The organism is Streptomyces sp. LX-29 (assembly GCF_029541745.1).
Lineage (GTDB): Bacteria > Actinomycetota > Actinomycetes > Streptomycetales > Streptomycetaceae > Streptomyces.
Genome location: NZ_CP089746.1, coordinates 2,918,549 through 2,936,576 on the forward strand (window position 1 = coordinate 2,918,549; position 18,028 = coordinate 2,936,576).

Below are 18,028 nucleotides of genomic sequence, written 5' to 3' on the forward strand. Positions count from 1 at the left end.
GAAACGAAGTTTCGGTGGCCGCAGCGAAACGTTTCGGCCGAAATGCGCAGAAGGGATCGGCCCCTGACTGTCCAGCACCTCAACGAACTCCTGCTGCTCTGCTCGCTCGTCCTGCTCATCGCCGTCATCGCGGTCCGGGTCTCCTCGCGCAGCGGGCTGCCCACGCTGCTCATCTACCTCGCCATCGGCGTCGTCGTGGGCGAGGACGGCATCGGCATCACCTTCGACGACGCCCAGCTGACCCAGGTCCTCGGCTATGCCGCCCTGGTCGTCATCCTTGCCGAGGGTGGTCTCGGGACCAAGTGGCGGGAGATCAAACCGGCCCTGCCCTCCGCGGTTGCCCTGGCCACGGTCGGCGTGGCGGTGAGCGTGGGAGTCACCGCGACGGCGGCGCACTATGTCGTGGGGCTCGACTGGAAACAGGCGTTGATCATCGGCGCCGTGGTCTCATCCACGGACGCGGCGGCGGTCTTCTCGGTGCTGCGCAGGGTGCCCCTGCCCACCCGCCTGACGGGTGTTCTGGAAGCCGAGTCGGGGTTCAACGACGCCCCGGTCGTCATCCTGGTGGTGGCCTTCTCCGCCCATGGCCCCGTCGACCACTGGTACCAGCTGATCGGCGAGATCACGCTGGAGCTGGCGATCGGCGCGGCCCTCGGCCTCGCGGTCGGCTGGTTGGGGGCGTACGGGCTGCGCCACATCGCCCTGCCCGCCTCGGGTCTGTACCCGATCGCGGTGATGGCCATCGCGGTCGTCGCCTACGCGGCCGGTGCGCTCGCCCACGGCTCCGGCTTCCTCGCCGTCTATCTCGCCTCGCTCGTCCTGGGCAACGCCAAGCTGCCGCACTGGCCGGCCACGCGCGGCTTCGCCGAGGGACTCGGCTGGATCGCCCAGATCGGCATGTTCGTGCTGCTGGGCCTGCTGGTCACGCCGCACGAGCTGGGCGACGACGTCTGGCCCGCGGTGATCGTCGGACTGGCCCTGACGGTGGTGGCCCGGCCGGTGTCGGTTCTGGTCAGCCTGGCCCCTTTCCGCACCCCGTGGCGGGAGCAGGCGTTGCTCTCCTGGGCCGGACTGCGCGGCGCGGTGCCGATCATCCTCGCCACCATCCCCATGGTCGCCGAGGTGGCCGACAGCAAGCGGATCTTCAACATGGTCTTCGTGCTGGTGATCGTCTACACCCTCGTCCAGGGCCCGACCCTGCCCTGGGTGGCCACCTGGCTGCGGCTGGGCGAGAAGGACACGACATCCGACCTCGGCATCGAGTCCGCGCCCCTGGAGCGGCTGCGCGGGCACCTGCTGTCGGTCGCCATCCCCGAGTCCTCGAAGATGCACGGCGTGGAGGTCTCCGAGCTGCGCCTGCCCACCGGGGCCGCGGTCACCCTGGTGGTACGGGACGGGACGAGCTTCGTGCCCTCGCCGTCCACGGTGCTGCGGCGCGGCGACGAACTACTGGTGGTGGCCACGGACCCGGTACGGGACGCGGTCGAGTCCCGCCTGCGGGCCGTCGGCGCGGGCGGCAAGCTCGCCGGCTGGCTGGGCACCGGCGGACAGGAGGCGCGCGACCAGCGCCCCGTATCGGGGGAGCGGACGGAGCGCCGGAGGCGGGGCGAGGGCCAGGAGCGGGGCGGCCGGGGCGACGGCCGCGGATAGGACTGCGAGCGCCACCTGGACCGCGGACGCGGACAGGGCTGGGAACAGAGACGGACGGCGGGCGCGGAAAGGACTGCGCGCGGACGACGCGGGTCGTCGCGCGGAAGGCGCAGGTCGTCGCGCGGAAGGCGCGGAGACGCGCATCACAGGCGGGTGTCCTTCGCCGAAGCGGAAGCACGGTTGCCAAAACGGAGGCGCCGGTTAGCATATTCGGGCACTAATCACACCAACTCTGTCTGATGCAGAGCTGGCGCGACCGCACGGCGGCCACCGTCCCCGACTGATGGGTGACTGGTCCGGTATCTACCACGGTCCCGCGCGAGAGGACAGCTCTCGGCGCGCTCCCTGGGAGATCCGGTCGGGCGTGCTACCAGACGGCAGAAAGGCCGGCCGTGGCGTCCACGGTCACCCCTCGTAAGGCGTCGTCGCGTCCCGACGCCCCCGAACCTTCGGCAGCCGAAGGCAAGCGCCCCGGATACGGGCAGCTGCTGCGCACCCCGGGCGCCTGGACCTTCCTGCTCCCCGGCTTCCTCGCCCGCCAGCCGTTCGCGATGCTCACGATCGGCATCGTGCTGCTCGTCGAGCACACCACGGGCTCCTACGGCACGGCCGGCGCGGTGTCGGCGACCGCCGGTGTCTCCATGGCCCTCTTCGCCCCGCAGAGCGGAAAGCTCGCGGACCGGTTCGGTCAGGCCGCGGTACTGCTGCCCGGCATCCTGGTGCACGCCTCCGCGATCGGCCTGCTGATCACTCTGGCGCTGATGCACGCCCCGCTGTGGGCGCTCTTCGTGGCGGCCGTGCCGGCCGGTGCCTCGGTGCCGCAGATCGGTCCGATGGTCCGCGCCCGCTGGGCGACCAAGCTGGACGGCTCGCCTCTGATGACGACCGCGGCCGCCTTCGAGTCGGTCACGGACGAGTTCACCTTTGTGATCGGCCCGGTGCTGGCGACCGCGCTGTGCGCCGGTGTGCACCCGGCGGCCGGTCTGATCGCCGAGGGTTCCCTGACGGTGGTCGGCGGCCTGCTGTTCGCCGCGCAGCGCGCCACCCAGCCGCAGCCGAGCCTCGCGGCGGCGGGCGCGGCCATCGACGGCGAGGAGCGTCGCTCCGCGCTTTCGGTGCCGGGCGTACGGGTGCTGGCGGCGGTCTTCCTGGGCATCGGCGCGGTCTTCGGCGGCATGCAGGTCTCCATGACGGCCTTCACCCAGGAGATCGGCGAGCCGGGCATCAACGGCCTCCTGTACGGCGTCTTCGCGGCCGGAAACATGATGGCCGGCATCGCCTGTGGCGCGATTCACTGGCGCCGCGGCCCGCAGCAGCGACTGCTGATCGCCTACCCGCTGCTCACCCTCGCCACCGCGCCCCTGTGGGCGGCGCACGCGGTGCCGCTGCTGGGCGGCCTCGGCCTGCTGGTCGGCCTGTGCATCGCGCCGGCGCTGATCACCGGCTACACGCTGGTGGAGTCGCTGGTCCCGGCGAGCTCCCGCACGGAGGCGTTCACCTGGCTGACCGGCGCGGTCGCGCTGGGCCAGGCGGCGGCCGCCACGACCGCCGGCCAGCTGGCGGACGGTTTCGGGTCCCACGCCGGCTTCACCGTCCCGCTGATCGGCACCGGGCTGGCCCTGATCGTCCTGCTGTCGCTGCGCGGACAGCTGACCCCCGCGTCGACCGGCCGGGTGGCCGGCTCCTCTGCCGCGGGCACCGCGAAGGCGCAGTCGGACGGGGATGCGCAGGGTGGGGTCGGTCACCGTGTGACCGTCTCAGTGGACTGAGGCGCAGGAATACTGCACTATGGAACGTCGTTAGCACTCATTGAGTGAGAGTGCCAGGAGGAGTAAGTGCCGACCTATCAGTACCAGTGCACCGAGTGTGGCGAGGGCCTTGAGGCGGTGCAGAAGTTCACCGACGACGCGCTGACCGAGTGCCCGAACTGCAAGGGACGCCTGAAGAAGGTGTTCTCCGCGGTCGGCATCGTCTTCAAGGGCTCCGGCTTCTACCGGAACGACAGCCGTGGTGCCTCGTCGAGCAGCACCCCCGCCAAGTCGTCCACGCCCGCGTCGAAGAGCGACAGCTCCAGCGCGTCGTCTGCCTCGTCGACTTCGTCGACCTCGTCTTCGTCGTCGACCGGGTCGTCGTCCGCCTCGACGTCGACCGGCAGCGGCTCGGCCGCCTGACGCGACTGACACCGCCCGGCACCGCCCGAGTGGCCACACCGGCCACGCCTGGCGCATGGCCTTCCGTCGGCCCCCGTCGTCTCCCCGCGAGACGGAGGGGGCCGTCGTGCGTTCGTGTGCCTACGCGCGGGCGCCGGCGACCGCACCCGCGCGGCGGGGTCGTCACGTCGAGCCCCCGGTTCCTCGGCTGAACCGGCGTCCGCACCCGCGCGGCTAGGGTGTGCCCATGGTCGAGACGAGCAACGCGCGGGCTGAGATAGGGGTCATCGGCGGGTCGGGGTTCTACTCCTTCCTCGATGACGTGACCGAGATCACGGTGGACACTCCGTACGGGCCGCCGAGCGATTCGCTGTTCCTCGGCGAGATCGCGGGCCGGCGGGTCGCCTTCCTCCCCCGCCACGGGCGCAAGCACCACCTGCCGCCGCACCGGATCAACTACCGCGCCAACCTGTGGGCGCTGCGCTCGCTCGGCGTACGGCAGGTGCTCGGCCCCTGCGCCGTCGGCGGCCTGCGTCCCGAGTACGGGCCTGGCACGCTGCTCGTTCCGGATCAGCTGGTGGACCGCACGAAGAGCCGCGCACAGAGCTTCTTCGACGGGGAGCCGCTGCCGGACGGCCGGGTCCCGAACGTGGTGCACGTGACCTTCGCCGACCCGTACTGCCCGGCCGGGCGGAAGGCCGCGCTCGCGGCGGCGCGGGGGCGCGACTGGGAGCCGGTGGACGGCGGCACGATGGTCGTGGTCGAGGGCCCGCGCTTCTCCACCCGCGCGGAGTCGCGCTGGCACGCGGCACAGGGCTGGTCGGTGGTCGGGATGACCGGGCACCCCGAGGCGGTGCTCGCCCGTGAGCTCGAGCTCTGCTACACCTCGCTGTCGCTGGTCACGGACCTGGACGCGGGCACCGAGACCGGCGAGGGCGTCTCGCACGGCGAGGTGATGCACGTCTTCGCCCAGAACCTGGCGCGGCTGCGCGAGGTCCTCTTCGACACCGTGCGCGAGCTCCCGGACTCCCGAGGCCGGGACTGCCTGTGCAGCCACGCGCATGACGGCTGGGACCTGGGGATCGACATCCCGTAGCCCGCGCGCGGGAAGGCACGGGCGAGGTACGGGGATGGGGGAAGGTGCCATGAGGCGAGCGGCCCCATAGGGAGCACGCTGTCTCGCCGAGCGAGCCGAACGCGGGATGCGTCACCCGTGCGGATGGCCGAGTTGTCCACAGACGCTCGGTCGTCCACAGGCCGGAGCGGGACCGGTCGGGGACGGGCATCGTGAGGGGACCGAACTCCCTCGCGACAGGCGGTGTCTGCCATGTCCGTCCGGCCCTCCTCCCCTTCCTCCCTCTCGGCCTCCTCCGCTGTCTCAGCGCCCTTCACGTCTTTGAGGTCCTCGGCGTACGCGGCGTCCGCGGCGTCCCCGGCCTCCTCGGCGTCCTCGACGCTCTTCCCCCGCTCCGCCCCGCCCGTCCGCGAGGTGCCGGAGTTCGGCCCGGTGCGCGTCCGACGCCGCGACTGGGCACCTCACCGGCACCGAACGCGTGGGGGCGTGCGGCGACGACAGCGGCCGGTGGCGGTGGGGCTGGCGATGACGGCCGCGGCACTCGCGGTCGCCGCCCCGCACGGCGCGGCGCGAAGCGACCCGGCGGACCGCCGTGCGACTTCACACGCCGCCGCGGCACGGCAGCCGGGAGAGGGACCGGCTCGGCACCGCGCCGATCTGGTGTCGGCGCCGGTGCGGATCGCGGACGCGGGGGCGGCGCGGCTGCTGCGCCCCGGCGACCGGGTGGACGTGCTGGCGGCGACCGGTTCGGCGGAACCCCGTGTGGTCGCGCGTGGCGCGCGGGTGGCCCAGGTGCCCGGGGCGCGGGCCGACGCGGCGGATCGCACTGCCGCGGCGGATCGCACGGCGGACGACGCGGCGGCCTCCGCCGGCCTCGCCGATGGCGATCTCGCGGGTGAGGTGGGGAGCGGCGTCGGCGAGGGTGCGCTGGTGGTGCTCGCGGTGCCGCGGGCGACCGCCGCGACGCTGGCCGGCGCGTCCGTCACCGCGCGGCTGGCGGTGACTCTGTGCTGACCCTTCTCCGTCGGGTGCTCGCTGTTCTCCGGGGCGGGTTGGGCCTGGGGGGCGCCAGGTCCTACGCTGCCGTGCAGTGCGGAAGGTCCCGTTCCAGACTTCCTCGCAAGGACCTGGGGCGGCGCGAGAACAGAACGAGGGGGCGGGGTGCCCGAGGAGAAGAAGAGCGTGTTGGAAGGCTTCAAAGCCTTCCTGATGCGCGGGAACGTGATCGACCTGGCCGTGGCGGTCGTGATCGGCGCCGCGTTCACCGCGGTCGTCAACAGCCTGGTGAAGGGTGTGATCAACCCGATCGTCGGCGCCTTCGGCACCAAGGACCTGGACAGGTACCGCTCGTGCCTCAAGGGCCCCTGCGAGACGAACGCGGCGGGCGACGTGGTCCGCGGCATCCCCATCCTGTGGGGTTCGGTGCTGAGCGCGGTGCTCACGTTCCTGATCACCGCGGCGGTCGTCTACTTCCTGATGGTGCTGCCCATGTCGCGCTATCTGGCGCACAAGGCGGCCAAGGAGCGGCGGGAGGAGGAGGCGCACGCGGAGGTGGAGGCCACCGAGATCGAGCTGCTGCGGGAGATCCGCGACGCGCTGGTGGCCCAGCGGAACGACGCGGTCGAACTGGTGGCCAAGCGGAACGGCGCCGGCGAGACTCCGCGCGTGTCCGAGTCGGAGCGCCGGTAGGGGCGCCCGCGCCTTACAGGTGGTGGGGCGGCTTCTCGTCGAGGAAGCGCGCGAGATCGGCGGCGCTGTCGGCGCCGCCCGGAGCCCGCTCACCCCACCCGTGGTCCGTATCGTCCGAGGACTGCTGGGCGAGAGGATCGTCGAAGATCAACGCTGCGGCCGGATCGCGCGGTCCAGGGGCGGGGGCGGTACTCATACGTCCAGAGTACGACCGCCCGCCCGGCCCGCCCGCATCGGATCCCGCGCCCACCGGCCCACCCACCGGTCCACCGACCGGCCAGCCTGCCGGCCCGCCCTCCGGTCAGCCCAAGGCCTCGTGCCACCACAGGTCGCGACCCGGTGTCCACGACACGGGGCGCGGGGCGCGGTGGACGACCAGGACGTTGCGCACATCGGGGCAACCGCGGCCGGCCAGCGCGCGGTCGACGACGGGCTTCAGCGGCTGCACCTCGCCGCCGCGCTGCTCGGCGTCGGCCGTGATCAGCACCGCGGCACCCAACTGGCGCACGCGCTCGCGGAGTTCATGGGCGGGGACGCCAACCGGGATGCTGGAGCGCACGGCGTCGAGCCGGCCACAGGCAAGGGTGACGATCACGGACTCGGGGACCAGGGGCAGGTGCACCGCCACCCGGTCCCCCGCCCGGACCCCGAGCCGTTCGAGGGCCGCCGCCGCCCGAGCCGCCTGGTCCAACAGCTCGGCGTGCGTCAGCTCCTCGGCCCCGCCCGGGTCGCTGATCCAGCGGAGCGCGACCCTGGCGGCCTGCCGGGCGGCGGCGGCCAGGGGCGGCTGCTCTTCCGTCCGAGCGAAACGGGACACGGTGTTCTTCCTTCGGGCGGGGGCTATCGGCATGCTGCAGAGCCTTCCGGTCGACGATCAACGTCTGCTCAACGTCCGATATACGTCGCGCCGGATCGCAAGGTATTGGATCATCTTTCGTGTAACACGACATATCACCGCACTCCGCACGTCGGCAGGGGCATCCGATATGAGCGACGACGACAACGGCAGCAAGCCCGCCGGGCCCGGTGGCCCGGCGGGTGAGCCACCGCCGATCAGCGCCTCCGGCCCTGGTGGGGAGCGGCAGGGGTTCGGCCGCGGCGGCCCCGCCACACCGTTGCGCCGGATGACCGCGCGCCGTCGAGACGAGAGCCATCGTGCGGCCACTCCGCTGGAGCTCTTCTTCGACCTGTGTTTCGTGGTGGGCGTCGGGCAGGCGGGCGCCCAACTGGTGCACGCGGTGGCCGAGGGACATGTCAGCGCCGGCGTCCAGGGCTACCTGATGGTCTTCTTCGCCGTGTGGTGGGCCTGGATGAACTTCACCTGGTTCGCCTCGGCGTACGACATCGACGACGTGCCGTACCGGGTCGTCACACTCATCCAGATCGCGGGTGTGCTCATCCTCTCCGCCGGGGTGCCGCGTGCCTTCAACGACAACGACTTCACGGTCGTCTGGTTCGGCTATCTGGTGATGCGGCTGGCGATGGTCTCGCAGTGGCTGCGGGCGGCGCGGTCGACCACGGGGGGCGAGCGGACCACGGCGCTGCGGTACGCGGGAGGGGTGGCGCTGTGCCAGGTCGGCTGGCTGGGGCTGCTGTTCCTGCCCGACGCGTCCAAGAAGTGGCTCTTCCTCGCGATGGCGCTCGTCGAGCTGAGCGTGCCGCTGTTCGCGGAGCGCGCGCGGCAGACGACCTGGCATCCGCACCACATCGCCGAGCGGTACGGCCTGTTCACCATCATCGTGCTGGGCGAGACCATCTTCGCTGCGACCGTCGCGGTGCAGTCGGCGCTGGACGAGACCGACGAACTGGGCCTGCTGTGGCCGATCACCCTGGGCGGGCTGCTGATCGTCTTCTCCGCCTGGTGGATCTACTTCGCGGTGCCCATCCACGAGCATCTGGCCTCCAACCGGGAGGCGTTCCTGTGGGGTTACGGCCACTATCTGGTCTTCGGCTCGGCGGCGGCCATCGGCGCGGGCATCGAGGTGGCGGTGGAGCAGGCCGTCGACAAGGCGCACATCTCGACGCTCGCCGCCTCCGCGGCCGTCACGGTGCCCACCGCCCTGTATCTGACGACGGTCTGGCTGCTGCACTCCCGGCACTACAAACGGGGCATCGGGCAGGCGATCCTGCCCCTCACGGCGGTGCTGGTGCTCGCGTGCACCTGGGCGGGGACGCTGGCCGTGCTGACGGCCGGGCTGGTCTGCGTGGCGTGTGTGGCCGCCGGCGTCACCATCTCCGCCCGGCAGCAGCCCGTGCACTGACCGATCCACCGGGGGACCCCATCGCTGGGCCCCCAACACACGGGCAGCGGCCACGGGTGCGACCCCGGCCGTGCGGGCGGCCCCGGCCATGCGGGCGACCCCGGCCGTGAGGGGCAGGCCGAGCGTGGGGGGGGGCTGGCCATGGGGGGTGATCCCCCCTTGGGGTCCCCGGCCATGGCGAGACGCGGGGGCAGCCCGCGGCAGGCACGGGTGACCAGCCAGCCACGGGCTGACCCGCAAGGCACGGGGTGCCAGCCAGCCACGGAGTGACCCGCCAGGCACGGAGTGCCCCGCACGGGGGCTCGGGGCGGTCCTCGAAGCATGGGGGCGGCCTGCGGGCGGGCCCGGGATGGCGCGCGGGTCCCAGGGATGGCGCGGGCGCGGGGATGGCGTGCGGGGCCCGGGGATGGCGCGCGGGGCGCGGGGTACGGATGGGTCATGGCTGACATGGCTGAAGCTGAGAGCGCCGGCCAGAGCGCGGGTTCCGCCCGCCCGGGACCGGTCGACGCGCTGACCGATGTGGCCGGTCTGCGCGTGGGGCACGCGCAGCGCACCGGCGACGGCTGGCTGACCGGCACCACGGTGGTGCTCGCGCCCGAGGGCGGCGCGGTGGCCGCGGTGGACGTGCGCGGCGGCGGACCGGGCACCCGCGAGACCGACGCCCTGGACCCACGGAACCTCGTGCAGCACATCGACGCCGTCGTGCTGACCGGCGGCAGCGCCTTCGGGCTCGACGCCGCCTCGGGTGTCGCCCGGTGGCTGGAGGAGCGGGGCCGCGGCTTCCGGGTGGGTCCGGACCCGGCGCAGGTGGTGCCCGTCGTCCCCGCGGCGGCGCTGTTCGACCTGGGCCGGGGAGGCGACTGGCGGGCCCGGCCGGACGCGGCCCTCGGGCACGCGGCGGCCGAGGCGGCGGCGCGCACCGAGCCGGGCGCCCCGGTGGCGCAGGGCAACACGGGGGCGGGCACCGGCGCGGTCGCCGGGGACCTGAAGGGCGGCACCGGCTCGGCCAGCGTGGTGCTGCCGTCCGGGGTGACGGTCGCCGCGCTGGCGGTGGTCAACGCGGTGGGCTCGGTGTTCGACCCGCGGACGGGGGTGCTGTACGGCCTGGTGCCGGAGGTGGTGGCCGCACGGGCGGACGCGGCGCGGGGTGAGCGGGCCACGGCGGTGGACGGCTACTCGTCGTATGTACCCTCCCCCGAGGCGCACGCCGACGCGGCGCGGCGGCTGACGGCGACGCGGGCCGAGTCGCTGCGGCGCTTCATCGCGTCGGCGCACCCGCCGTTGAACACGACGCTCGCCGTGGTCGCCACCGACGCCGAGCTGACCCGCGCTCAGGCGCACAAGCTGGCCGGCACGGCCCACGACGGGCTGGCGCGCGCCGTACGGCCGGTCCACATGCTGTCCGACGGGGACACGGTGTTCGCGCTGGCGACGGGGGGCCGGCCGCTGCTGCCGGCGTCGGGGCAGGCGGGCGACCCGGCGTTCGCGGTGCACCGGGAGGCGGGGGCGCTGAACGAGGTGCTGGCGGCGGGGGCGGATGTGCTGGCCCGGGCCGTGGTCAAGGCGTTGTTGGCCGCGGAGGGCGTGGACGGTCCGGGCGGGGTCTTCCCCGCCTACCGCGATCTCTACGGCCCGCCCCACTGAGCGCGCCGGCCGTCGCCCGGTTGCCGGCACCCGGGGTCGGCCACCCGTCGCATGCTTCTTCGGCCGCTCGTGCGCCTCCTGGCGCGCCCCCTGAGCCGCTGGGACCATGCCGGCATGACCGATCCCAGCACCTCTGCGGATGCCACGCTGGCCGAGCAGTTCCGGCGCATGGACGCCGACCGCGACGGGTTGATCGGTTACGCCGACTATCTGCGGCTGCCCCAGCAGGTCCTGGACGCCGCCGGCGTCGGCGGCGACTCCCTCAAGGGCGAGGCGCTGCTGGACGCCATCGAAGAGCAGTGGAACCGGCTGCTGCGCCTGGCCGATCGGGACGGGGACGGCGCCATCTCCCTCGACGAGTACGTGGCGGCCCGTAACAACCCCCGTTTCCGCTCCGCCGACCGCCCCGGCAAGGGCGCCACCCTGCGCGCCCTGTTCGACATCGCCGACGCCGACGGCGATGGGGCGCTCAGCGTGGCGGAGTTCGCCACGGTGGCCTGCTTCATGGCCCTGCCGAAGCAGGAGGCGGAGAAGGTGTTCATGACGCTGGACACCGACGGCGACGGCCGCGTCGGCTTCGAGGAGCTCTCCCGGGCCGTCAAGGTGCTCCACGGATCCTGAGACGCCCCCTCCCGCCCCGGACCACCCCGCCGCTCACCCCAAGGGCCCCCGCCCATGCGCCCGCCCGTCAGGGACGCACGGCCACCGCGTCGACCTCGAAGAGCATCCCGGGGAGGGCGAGCGAGGCGACGCCGATCAGCGTCTGCGCCGGCGGGCGGTCGCCCCAGATCTTGCGGATGGGACCCACGAGGGCCTCGAGCTTGTCGGTGTCGTGGTCGACGATGTAGGTGCCAAGACGCACCACATGACTGAAGTCCAGCCCGACCGCCTCCAGCGCGGTGCCCAGGTGTGTGAAGGCGGTCTCCACCTGGGTGGCGAAGTCCTCGGCGACGACGCCGCCCTGCGCGTCGGAGCCGTACTGGCCGGCGATGTGCACGATCTCGCTCGGGCGGGCGGCGACCACATGGCTGTAGCCGAAGCCGACCGGGTCGTGCAGGTCGGCGGGGTTGGTGATGGTGAGCGACATCGTTCTGCTCCTCCAGATCATGCGACTGCCCGCCCCACTCGACGTGCCGCCGCGGTCGATATCTAGATACTAGACGTCCAGAATGAATCTGGATAGTAGATATCCAGATCCTCTGGAGAGCGAGGACGAGATCGGAAGATGAGGGAGACGGGACAGAAGACGAGAGAGCCCCGGCGCTGGGGGGGGAGTTGCGCCGGGGCTCTCGCTCTGGGGGTGGGTCGCGCGGATCCGCACCGACCCGGATCACTACGGTTACGCCGCTCTCGGACCGCGCGTTCGGGTCGGGCGGCGCGCCTGACGGGACCTGCGGCACAGGGCGGCCGCGGCTCAGGCGGCCGCGTCGAACCCCGTGGCGTGGGCCATCTTCTTCAGCTCCAGCAGCGCGTGCTTCTCGATCTGACGGATCCGCTCCCGGGTGAGGCCGTGCTCCTTGCCGACCTCGGTGAGGGTGCGCTCGCGGCCGTCGTTGATGCCGTACCGCGCCTTGATGATCGAGGCGGTGCGGTCGTCGAGCCGGCCGATGAGGCCCTCCAACTCCTCGCTGCGCAGCAGCGTCATCACCGACTGCTCGGGCGAGACCGCCGAGGTGTCCTCCAGCAGGTCGCCGAACTGCGTCTCACCCTCGTCGTCCACCGACATGTTCAGACTGACCGGGTCACGGGCCCAGTCGAGCACGTCCGAGACCCGCTCGGTGCTGGAGCCGAGCTCGGCGGCGATCTCCGCGTGCTCCGGCTCACGGCCGTGCTCGCGGTTGAACTCCCGCTGCACACGGCGGATCCGGCCGAGCTCCTCGACCAGGTGGACGGGGAGCCGGATGGTGCGCGACTGGTCTGCGATGGAGCGGGTGATCGCCTGACGGATCCACCAGGTGGCGTACGTCGAGAACTTGAAGCCCTTCGCGTAGTCGAACTTCTCAACCGCGCGGACCAGACCGGCGTTTCCCTCCTGGATCAGATCCAGCAGGGGGAGACCGCTGCGCGGATAGCGGCGGGCGACCGCCACCACCAGTCGCAGGTTGGAACGGATGAAGACGTCCTTGGCGCGGTCGCCTTCGGCGGCTATCGCCTCCAGCTCCTCGCGGCTCGCGCCGGCAGCGTTGCCATCGGTTATCTCGCCGTCCAGGATCTGCTGGGCGTAGACACCCGCCTCGATGGTCTGGGACAGCTCGACCTCCTTCGCCGCGTCGAGCAGCGGGGTGCGGGCGATCTCATCGAGATACATACCGACCAGGTCGCGGTCGGCGATCTCCCCGCCTGCGGCGCGAACACTGCTGGCCGCCCCGTCAGCGCCGCTGTTGGTGGCCTGACGACGGGCGACGGCACGGGTTGCCATGCGGGTTGCTCCCTTGCGGTGAGTCGGTCGCGGGACACTGGACGAAGCACCTTCGCGGCCCTTGACGAACCTCCTCCTGTGCCCCGTCCACTGGAATCAACGAGTGGAATCCGGACAGAATTCCCCTCGGTGCCCACGTTTTTGCGATCATGCAGTACCCTGTCCGGCCACACCGGGCGGCAGCGCGCCAGCGGGGTACGCGGAAGCGCAGGTCAGGACGGGTGTCAAGGTGCCGCCGCGGCCCCTTCCGGAGATCGATTTCGCGCCGCCCCCACCGTGCTCTCCCGACCGTGAAGACGGCGCGCACCGGCTTCTGGTTGCTCGGCGCCGCACGGCGCGACGCCGCCGCGCCCAGCCGACTTGCCGCGGGTGAGTGCCGGGTGTGCCCTGGATGTCTGGGAGGGGAATTCCGCGAGGGGAGCCGGAGAACCCGGGTGAGCCGGGAGAGCGAGGAGCCAGCCATGACCGCACCCACCGCGACCCCGTCGCGACCGCAGCACCACCGTCCCCACGCCCATATGCCCCACGTCCGGGCCAGGATCTCCTGGATGGCGCCCCTGACGATCGCCCTCTTCTTCGGCGCGTGGGTGGGGTACCTGGAGCACGAGGGAGCGAACACCACCGGCCCCGGGACCGCGATCCTCGCCCCCGTGATCCACGGCCTGATCGCCACCGCCGTGATGGGCGCCATCTGCTACGCGATCGGCCGGTACCAGGGCGGGGTCCAGGACGAGACGGCCGCCATCTGGTACGGCTCGGTCCTCGGCTGCGCCGTCGGCTACCTGTTCGCGATCAGCGGGGCCACCGTCTACAAGTCCACGATGATGGGGCTCGGGCTCGGAGCGATCATGGGCATCAGCGCCTTCTACCTCTTCCACACGCGACGGGACACGCCCCTGCCCGGCCAGGCGCGGAGCGCCACCCCCCGGCACGGCTGACGCCCGCGGCGCGACCGCCGACCACACCCCGGAGCCACACGAGCACGGCCGCCACACCGGGGCGTGAGGGCCTCCGCCGCCGCGGCCAAGCCGCCCCCTGACGGCCATACGACGGCGGCGAGACCCGGCCGCCGTCACCGGTGCCCGGCCGCCGTCACCCGGCGACCGGGCGTCGCCTCGTGGACCGACCGCCCCGGCTCAGCCGAACTGGACCGACCGTTTGGCCAGCCCCATCCAGAAGCCGTCGATCACCGACCGCTGACTGGACAGGTCGCCGGCCGCGTCCGCGGCGCCCATGGCGACGAACAGCGGCGCGAAGTGCTCGGTCCGCGGGTGCGCCAGCCGGCCCGCCGGAGCGCGGCGTTCGAAGTCGAGGAGGGCGTCGACGTCCTGCTCGCCCAGGGCACGGCGGCCCCAGTCGTCGAACTCGGCCGACCAGCCCGGCACCGCTCCCCCGGCCGACTGCCGCAGCGCGGCCAGGTTGTGTGTGAAGAAGCCGCTCCCGACGATCAGCACACCCTCGTCCCGGAGCGGGGCCAGCTTGCGGCCGATGGCCAGCAGCCGCTGGGGGTCGAGGGTGGGCAGGGAGAGCTGGAGCACGGGAATGTCCGCGGCCGGGAACATCTCGACCAGCGGCACGTACGCGCCGTGGTCCAGGCCCCGGTCGGGAATGTCCTGCACCGGGGCCCCGGCGGCGCGCAGCGTCTTGCGCACGCGCTCGGCGAGCCCCGGCGCGCCGGGCGCGGCATAGCGCACCCGGTAGTAGTGCTCGGGGAAGCCCCAGAAGTCGTAGACGAGCGGCACCGTCGTGGTGGCGCCGAGCGCCAGCGGCGCCTCCTCCCAGTGCGCGGAGATCATCAGGATCGCGGTGGGGCGGGGCAGTCCGGCGGCCCAGGCGGCGAGTTCGCCGGGCCATACGGGGTCGTCCGCGAGTGGCGGCGCCCCGTGGCTGAGGTAGAGGGCGGGCATCCGGCCGGTCGGCGGCTCCACCGTCGGCTCGGACACGGCGACGGACGACATGGCTTCACCTCCATTTACTTGAACTCTCAAGCTATAAGGTCCACCGTAATCCCCAGTTGTTTAAATTTCAAGAACGATATGCGGAATGAGATCGTGGATGCCATGACGACCGAACCACCCGCAGCGGAGCCACGCTGGCTCAGCGCCGACGAGCAGCGCACCTGGCAGGCGTACCTGCACGCGACCACGCTTCTGGAAGACCACCTCGACCGTCAGCTGCAACGTGACGCGAGCATGCCGCACATCTACTACGGCCTGCTCGTGCAGCTCTCGGAGGCCCCCCGGCGGCGGCTGCGGATGACGGTGTTGGCCCAGCAATCGAAAATCACCCGGTCGCGGCTCTCCCACGCCATCGCGCGGCTGGAGAAGCACGGCTGGGTGCGGCGCGAGGACTGCCCCTCCGACAAGCGCGGTCAGAACGCGGTGCTGACGGAGGAGGGGTACGAGGTGCTGCGGCGGTCGGCTCCCGGGCATGTCGCCGCCGTCCGCTCGGCGATGTTCGACCGGCTCACCCCGGAGCAGGTGGCGCAGCTCGGCGAGATCTGCGGGATCATCGCCGAGGGCCTCCAGCCCGAGTGCGGGGACCTGCCCTGGCGACGGTGACGCCGACCTCGGGGCCCCGACCCGCCCCACGCCCGACGTCCCCGCCGCAACGCCACGGCCCCGCCTCCGCGGACTGCGGAAGCGGGGCCGTGAAGCCACACTCAAGCGCTGTGATCAGCGAGTCATGACGCCTCGCCCGGTAGGCCGTGCCACCCGATCAGTGGGCCATGACCGGAACCGGAACGTCCTCGACGGCGCCCTCGCCGTCCGCCGAGCCGCCCGCGTGACCGCCCATGGTGGGCCGCCCGGCGTTGATGAAGGTGATCGCGACCGCCGCGGCCACCAGCAGGATGACGAAGGCCCACCAGATGGCCACGGAGAAGCCGTGCACCATCGCCTTGAGCTCCAGCAGCTGCGGCGACGTGGCGGTGGCCTTGTGCGAGCCGACGTAGGCCGTGGTGGCGCTGGCGGCGATCGTGTTGAGCAGCGCGGTGCCGATGGCGCCGCCGACCTGCTGCGAGGTGTTGACCATCGCGGAGGCGACACCCGCGTCCTGCGGCTGGACCCCGTGCGTGGACAGGCTCATCGCCGGCATGAAGGCGGTGCCCATGCCCAGACCCAGCAGCAGGAAGGCGGGCAGGATCAGCGCCGGGTAGGAGGTGTCCAGGTCGATCTGAGTCAGCATCAGCATGCCGATGGCGGCGACCAGGAAGCCCGGGCCCATCAGCAGCCGCGGCGCGACCCGGGTCATCAGCCGGGTGCCGATCTGCGTCGAGCCGGTGATCATGCCCGCGATCATCGGAAGGAAGGCCAGACCGGTGGTGACCGGGCTGTAGTCCTTGACGATCTGCAGGTAGTAGGTGAGGAAGAGGAACAGGCCGAACATGCCGATGATGGCGAGGCCCAGCGAGATGTAGACACCCGCACGGTTGCGCTCGGTGACCACGCGCAGCGGCAGCAGCGGCGCCTTCACCTTGCTCTCCACGACCACGAAGGCGAGCAGCAGCACAGCGGCGGCGATGAACAGACCGATGGTCCAGCCGGCCTTCCAGCCGTCGGACTCGGCGCGGGTGAAGCCGTAGACCAGCGTGACCAGACCGGTGGTGGCCAGGATGACGCCGGGGATGTCGAGCTTGGAGGAGTTGCGGGCCTCGGCCGGCTCATGGATGACGGCGACCGCACCGGCCGCGGCCACCGCCGCGAACGGGATGTTGACGAAGAAGGTCCAGCGCCAGTCCATGTACTCGGTCAGCACGCCGCCGAGGATCAGACCGACGGCGCCACCACCACCGGCGATGGCACCGAAGATGCCGAACGCCTTGGCGCGCTCCTTGGCTTCGGTGAACATCACGGCGAGCAGCGAGAGCGCGGCCGGGGCCAGCAGCGCGCCGAACACACCCTGCAGCGCGCGGGCGCCGAGCAGCATCCCGGTGTTGACCGCGGCGCCACCGAGCGCGGAGGCGGCCGCGAAGCCGATGAGGCCGGTGATGAAGGTGGCCTTACGGCCCCACAGGTCCGCGATCCGGCCGCCGAACAGCAGCAGGCCGCCGAAGGCGAGGGCATAGGCGGTGATGACCCACTGCTTGTTGCCCTCGGAGATGCCGAGGTCCTCCTGGGCCGAGGGCAGGGCGATGTTCACGATGGTCGCGTCGAGCACGACCATCAGCTGGGCCAGGGCGATGAATATGAGCGCCTTCCAGCGCCGGGGGTCGGGGGTGGGCGTCGCGAGCGACGCGTCTACGGACGGCATGCGTGGGCCTACCTAGCGGTGCGAGGGCTAACAAACGGGGCGTATGTGACACGCGGTGGGCGCAAGAAGCCGGCGGGGCACACCACGTGAAGTGCGGTCAGGTATTCGATGCTACGAGGGGGGTCTGACAAGGGCGGGCGTCACTGCCTGCGTCGCAGGTCCTCCAAAGTGGCGGCGGAACCGGATAGTTCGGAGCGCGCCGGCGACATCAGGCCGTCGAGGAACAGCTGGAGATGCCGGTGCACGAATTGATCGAAGTTCACGCAGTCGCCACTGCCGGGCAGCGGGCGCGTGAGCTGGGTCAGCGCGACCATCAGGTCACCGACGCCGATGTCGGTGCGCAGTTGGCCGGCGGCGCGGGCGGCGCCCATGAGCGCCTCGACCCCGGCCTCAAGCCGATCGCGGGAAGCCGTCTGCTCGGGGTGGTCCTTGTCGACCCCGTCGGAGAGCAACGAGCAGAGAGCGCCGATGCGTTCGTCCGCCGCCGCGTGCACAAAGCGTCGCAGCGCCTGGAAGGCATCGTGCTCCTCGGTTCGGGCCGCCTCGGCCTGGTCCGCTATGCGGTCCATGACCGAGAGGGTCACATGGTGGATCAGCTCGCGACGGTCCGCGAAGTGCCGATAGATCGTGGCATTGCCGACGCCCGCCCGTCGAGCGATTTCATCGAGCGAGACCTCCACCCCGTGCTCGACCAGCACTTCGCGGGCCGCCGCGACGATCCGCTCCCGGTTGCGCAGCGCGTCGGCACGCAGTCGCGGGCGCGGCAGCTTCGCCGCGGCGGCGGCGACGGCGGCAGCGGCGACGCACCTGTCGGTCTTGGCAGCCATGCGACACCCCCCTTTTCTGATCCCCGTCGCTCGGTCTGTTGCTCCGGTGCTTCCGGTCTTTC

At 72.1% G+C, this 18,028-nt stretch carries 18 protein-coding genes; 11 read left to right on the forward strand and 7 right to left on the reverse strand.

Going from position 1 to position 18,028, the window contains the following annotated elements:
* Window positions 1-42 precede the first annotated feature (42 nt).
* The 6 genes from LRS74_RS12410 (at window position 43) to mscL (ending at window position 6,564) form a co-directional block, all read left to right on the forward strand.
* Entirely contained in the window at window positions 43-1,650 is a 1,608-nt protein-coding gene (locus tag LRS74_RS12410) for a potassium/proton antiporter (protein ID WP_277741065.1), read from the forward strand.
* A gap of 485 nt (window positions 1,651-2,135) precedes the next feature.
* Window positions 2,136-3,419: an MFS transporter gene (locus LRS74_RS12415; protein WP_347178195.1), complete on the forward strand. Its 1,284-nt coding sequence runs from the start codon at window positions 2,136-2,138 to the stop codon at window positions 3,417-3,419.
* 66 nt (window positions 3,420-3,485) lie between these two features.
* Window positions 3,486-3,821 (forward strand): FmdB family zinc ribbon protein, encoded by a 336-nt coding sequence (locus LRS74_RS12420; RefSeq protein WP_277741067.1) that lies wholly within the window; start codon window positions 3,486-3,488, stop codon window positions 3,819-3,821.
* Window positions 3,822-4,047: 226 nt separating this feature from the next.
* Entirely contained in the window at window positions 4,048-4,896 is an 849-nt protein-coding gene (locus tag LRS74_RS12425; RefSeq protein ID WP_277741068.1) for an S-methyl-5'-thioadenosine phosphorylase, read from the forward strand.
* Between the two features lie 465 nt (window positions 4,897-5,361).
* Window positions 5,362-5,889, forward strand: coding sequence for a hypothetical protein (locus LRS74_RS12430; RefSeq protein WP_347178127.1), 528 nt, complete (start codon window positions 5,362-5,364; stop codon window positions 5,887-5,889).
* A gap of 147 nt (window positions 5,890-6,036) precedes the next feature.
* Complete coding sequence (gene mscL / locus LRS74_RS12435; RefSeq protein WP_277741070.1) at window positions 6,037-6,564, forward strand: large conductance mechanosensitive channel protein MscL; 528 nt, start codon at window positions 6,037-6,039, stop codon at window positions 6,562-6,564.
* A 13-nt stretch (window positions 6,565-6,577) separates the two neighbouring features.
* Here the strand turns inward: mscL and LRS74_RS12440 are convergent, their stop codons facing one another.
* Both LRS74_RS12440 and LRS74_RS12445 read right to left on the reverse strand, forming a co-directional pair.
* On the reverse strand, window positions 6,578-6,760 hold the full coding sequence (locus LRS74_RS12440; protein ID WP_144381174.1) for a hypothetical protein: 183 nt from the start codon (window positions 6,758-6,760) through the stop codon (window positions 6,578-6,580).
* Window positions 6,761-6,865: 105 nt separating this feature from the next.
* Entirely contained in the window at window positions 6,866-7,381 is a 516-nt protein-coding gene (locus LRS74_RS12445) for an AMP-binding protein (RefSeq protein WP_277741071.1), read from the reverse strand.
* Between the two features lie 307 nt (window positions 7,382-7,688).
* On the opposite strand from LRS74_RS12445, the gene LRS74_RS12450 reads away from it, so the two are divergent.
* The 3 genes from LRS74_RS12450 to LRS74_RS12460 all read left to right on the forward strand — a co-directional run bounded on the left by LRS74_RS12450 (window position 7,689) and on the right by LRS74_RS12460 (window position 11,090).
* Window positions 7,689-8,825 (forward strand): low temperature requirement protein A, encoded by a 1,137-nt coding sequence (locus tag LRS74_RS12450; protein WP_277744727.1) that lies wholly within the window; start codon window positions 7,689-7,691, stop codon window positions 8,823-8,825.
* Window positions 8,826-9,272: 447 nt separating this feature from the next.
* On the forward strand, window positions 9,273-10,469 hold the full coding sequence (locus LRS74_RS12455; protein WP_277741072.1) for a P1 family peptidase: 1,197 nt from the start codon (window positions 9,273-9,275) through the stop codon (window positions 10,467-10,469).
* Between the two features lie 114 nt (window positions 10,470-10,583).
* Window positions 10,584-11,090: an EF-hand domain-containing protein gene (locus LRS74_RS12460; RefSeq protein WP_277741073.1), complete on the forward strand. Its 507-nt coding sequence runs from the start codon at window positions 10,584-10,586 to the stop codon at window positions 11,088-11,090.
* A gap of 67 nt (window positions 11,091-11,157) precedes the next feature.
* On the opposite strand, the gene LRS74_RS12465 is transcribed toward LRS74_RS12460, so the two are convergent.
* Together LRS74_RS12465 and LRS74_RS12470 are read right to left on the reverse strand one after the other, a co-directional pair.
* The gene (locus LRS74_RS12465; protein WP_277741074.1) at window positions 11,158-11,556 is read right to left on the reverse strand and encodes a RidA family protein; all 399 of its coding nucleotides are present in this window, start codon (window positions 11,554-11,556) and stop codon (window positions 11,158-11,160) included.
* Between the two features lie 327 nt (window positions 11,557-11,883).
* Window positions 11,884-12,888 carry a sigma-70 family RNA polymerase sigma factor gene (locus tag LRS74_RS12470; RefSeq protein ID WP_277741075.1) on the reverse strand — a complete coding sequence of 335 codons (1,005 nt, stop codon included), beginning with the start codon at window positions 12,886-12,888 and terminating at the stop codon, window positions 11,884-11,886.
* Between the two features lie 461 nt (window positions 12,889-13,349).
* On the opposite strand from LRS74_RS12470, the gene LRS74_RS12475 reads away from it, so the two are divergent.
* On the forward strand, window positions 13,350-13,826 hold the full coding sequence (locus tag LRS74_RS12475; RefSeq protein ID WP_277741076.1) for a hypothetical protein: 477 nt from the start codon (window positions 13,350-13,352) through the stop codon (window positions 13,824-13,826).
* Window positions 13,827-14,024: 198 nt separating this feature from the next.
* On the opposite strand, the gene LRS74_RS12480 is transcribed toward LRS74_RS12475, so the two are convergent.
* A complete protein-coding gene (locus tag LRS74_RS12480; protein ID WP_277741077.1) occupies window positions 14,025-14,846 on the reverse strand; it encodes a class III extradiol ring-cleavage dioxygenase in 822 nt (273 codons plus the stop codon).
* A gap of 102 nt (window positions 14,847-14,948) precedes the next feature.
* On the opposite strand from LRS74_RS12480, the gene LRS74_RS12485 reads away from it, so the two are divergent.
* Window positions 14,949-15,449: a MarR family transcriptional regulator gene (locus LRS74_RS12485; RefSeq protein WP_277741078.1), complete on the forward strand. Its 501-nt coding sequence runs from the start codon at window positions 14,949-14,951 to the stop codon at window positions 15,447-15,449.
* A gap of 157 nt (window positions 15,450-15,606) precedes the next feature.
* On the opposite strand, the gene LRS74_RS12490 is transcribed toward LRS74_RS12485, so the two are convergent.
* Together LRS74_RS12490 and LRS74_RS12495 are read right to left on the reverse strand one after the other, a co-directional pair.
* Window positions 15,607-17,139 carry an MFS transporter gene (locus tag LRS74_RS12490; protein WP_277741079.1) on the reverse strand — a complete coding sequence of 511 codons (1,533 nt, stop codon included), beginning with the start codon at window positions 17,137-17,139 and terminating at the stop codon, window positions 15,607-15,609.
* A gap of 140 nt (window positions 17,140-17,279) precedes the next feature.
* Window positions 17,280-17,966 carry a TetR/AcrR family transcriptional regulator gene (locus LRS74_RS12495; RefSeq protein ID WP_277741080.1) on the reverse strand — a complete coding sequence of 229 codons (687 nt, stop codon included), beginning with the start codon at window positions 17,964-17,966 and terminating at the stop codon, window positions 17,280-17,282.
* Window positions 17,967-18,028 lie beyond the last annotated feature (62 nt).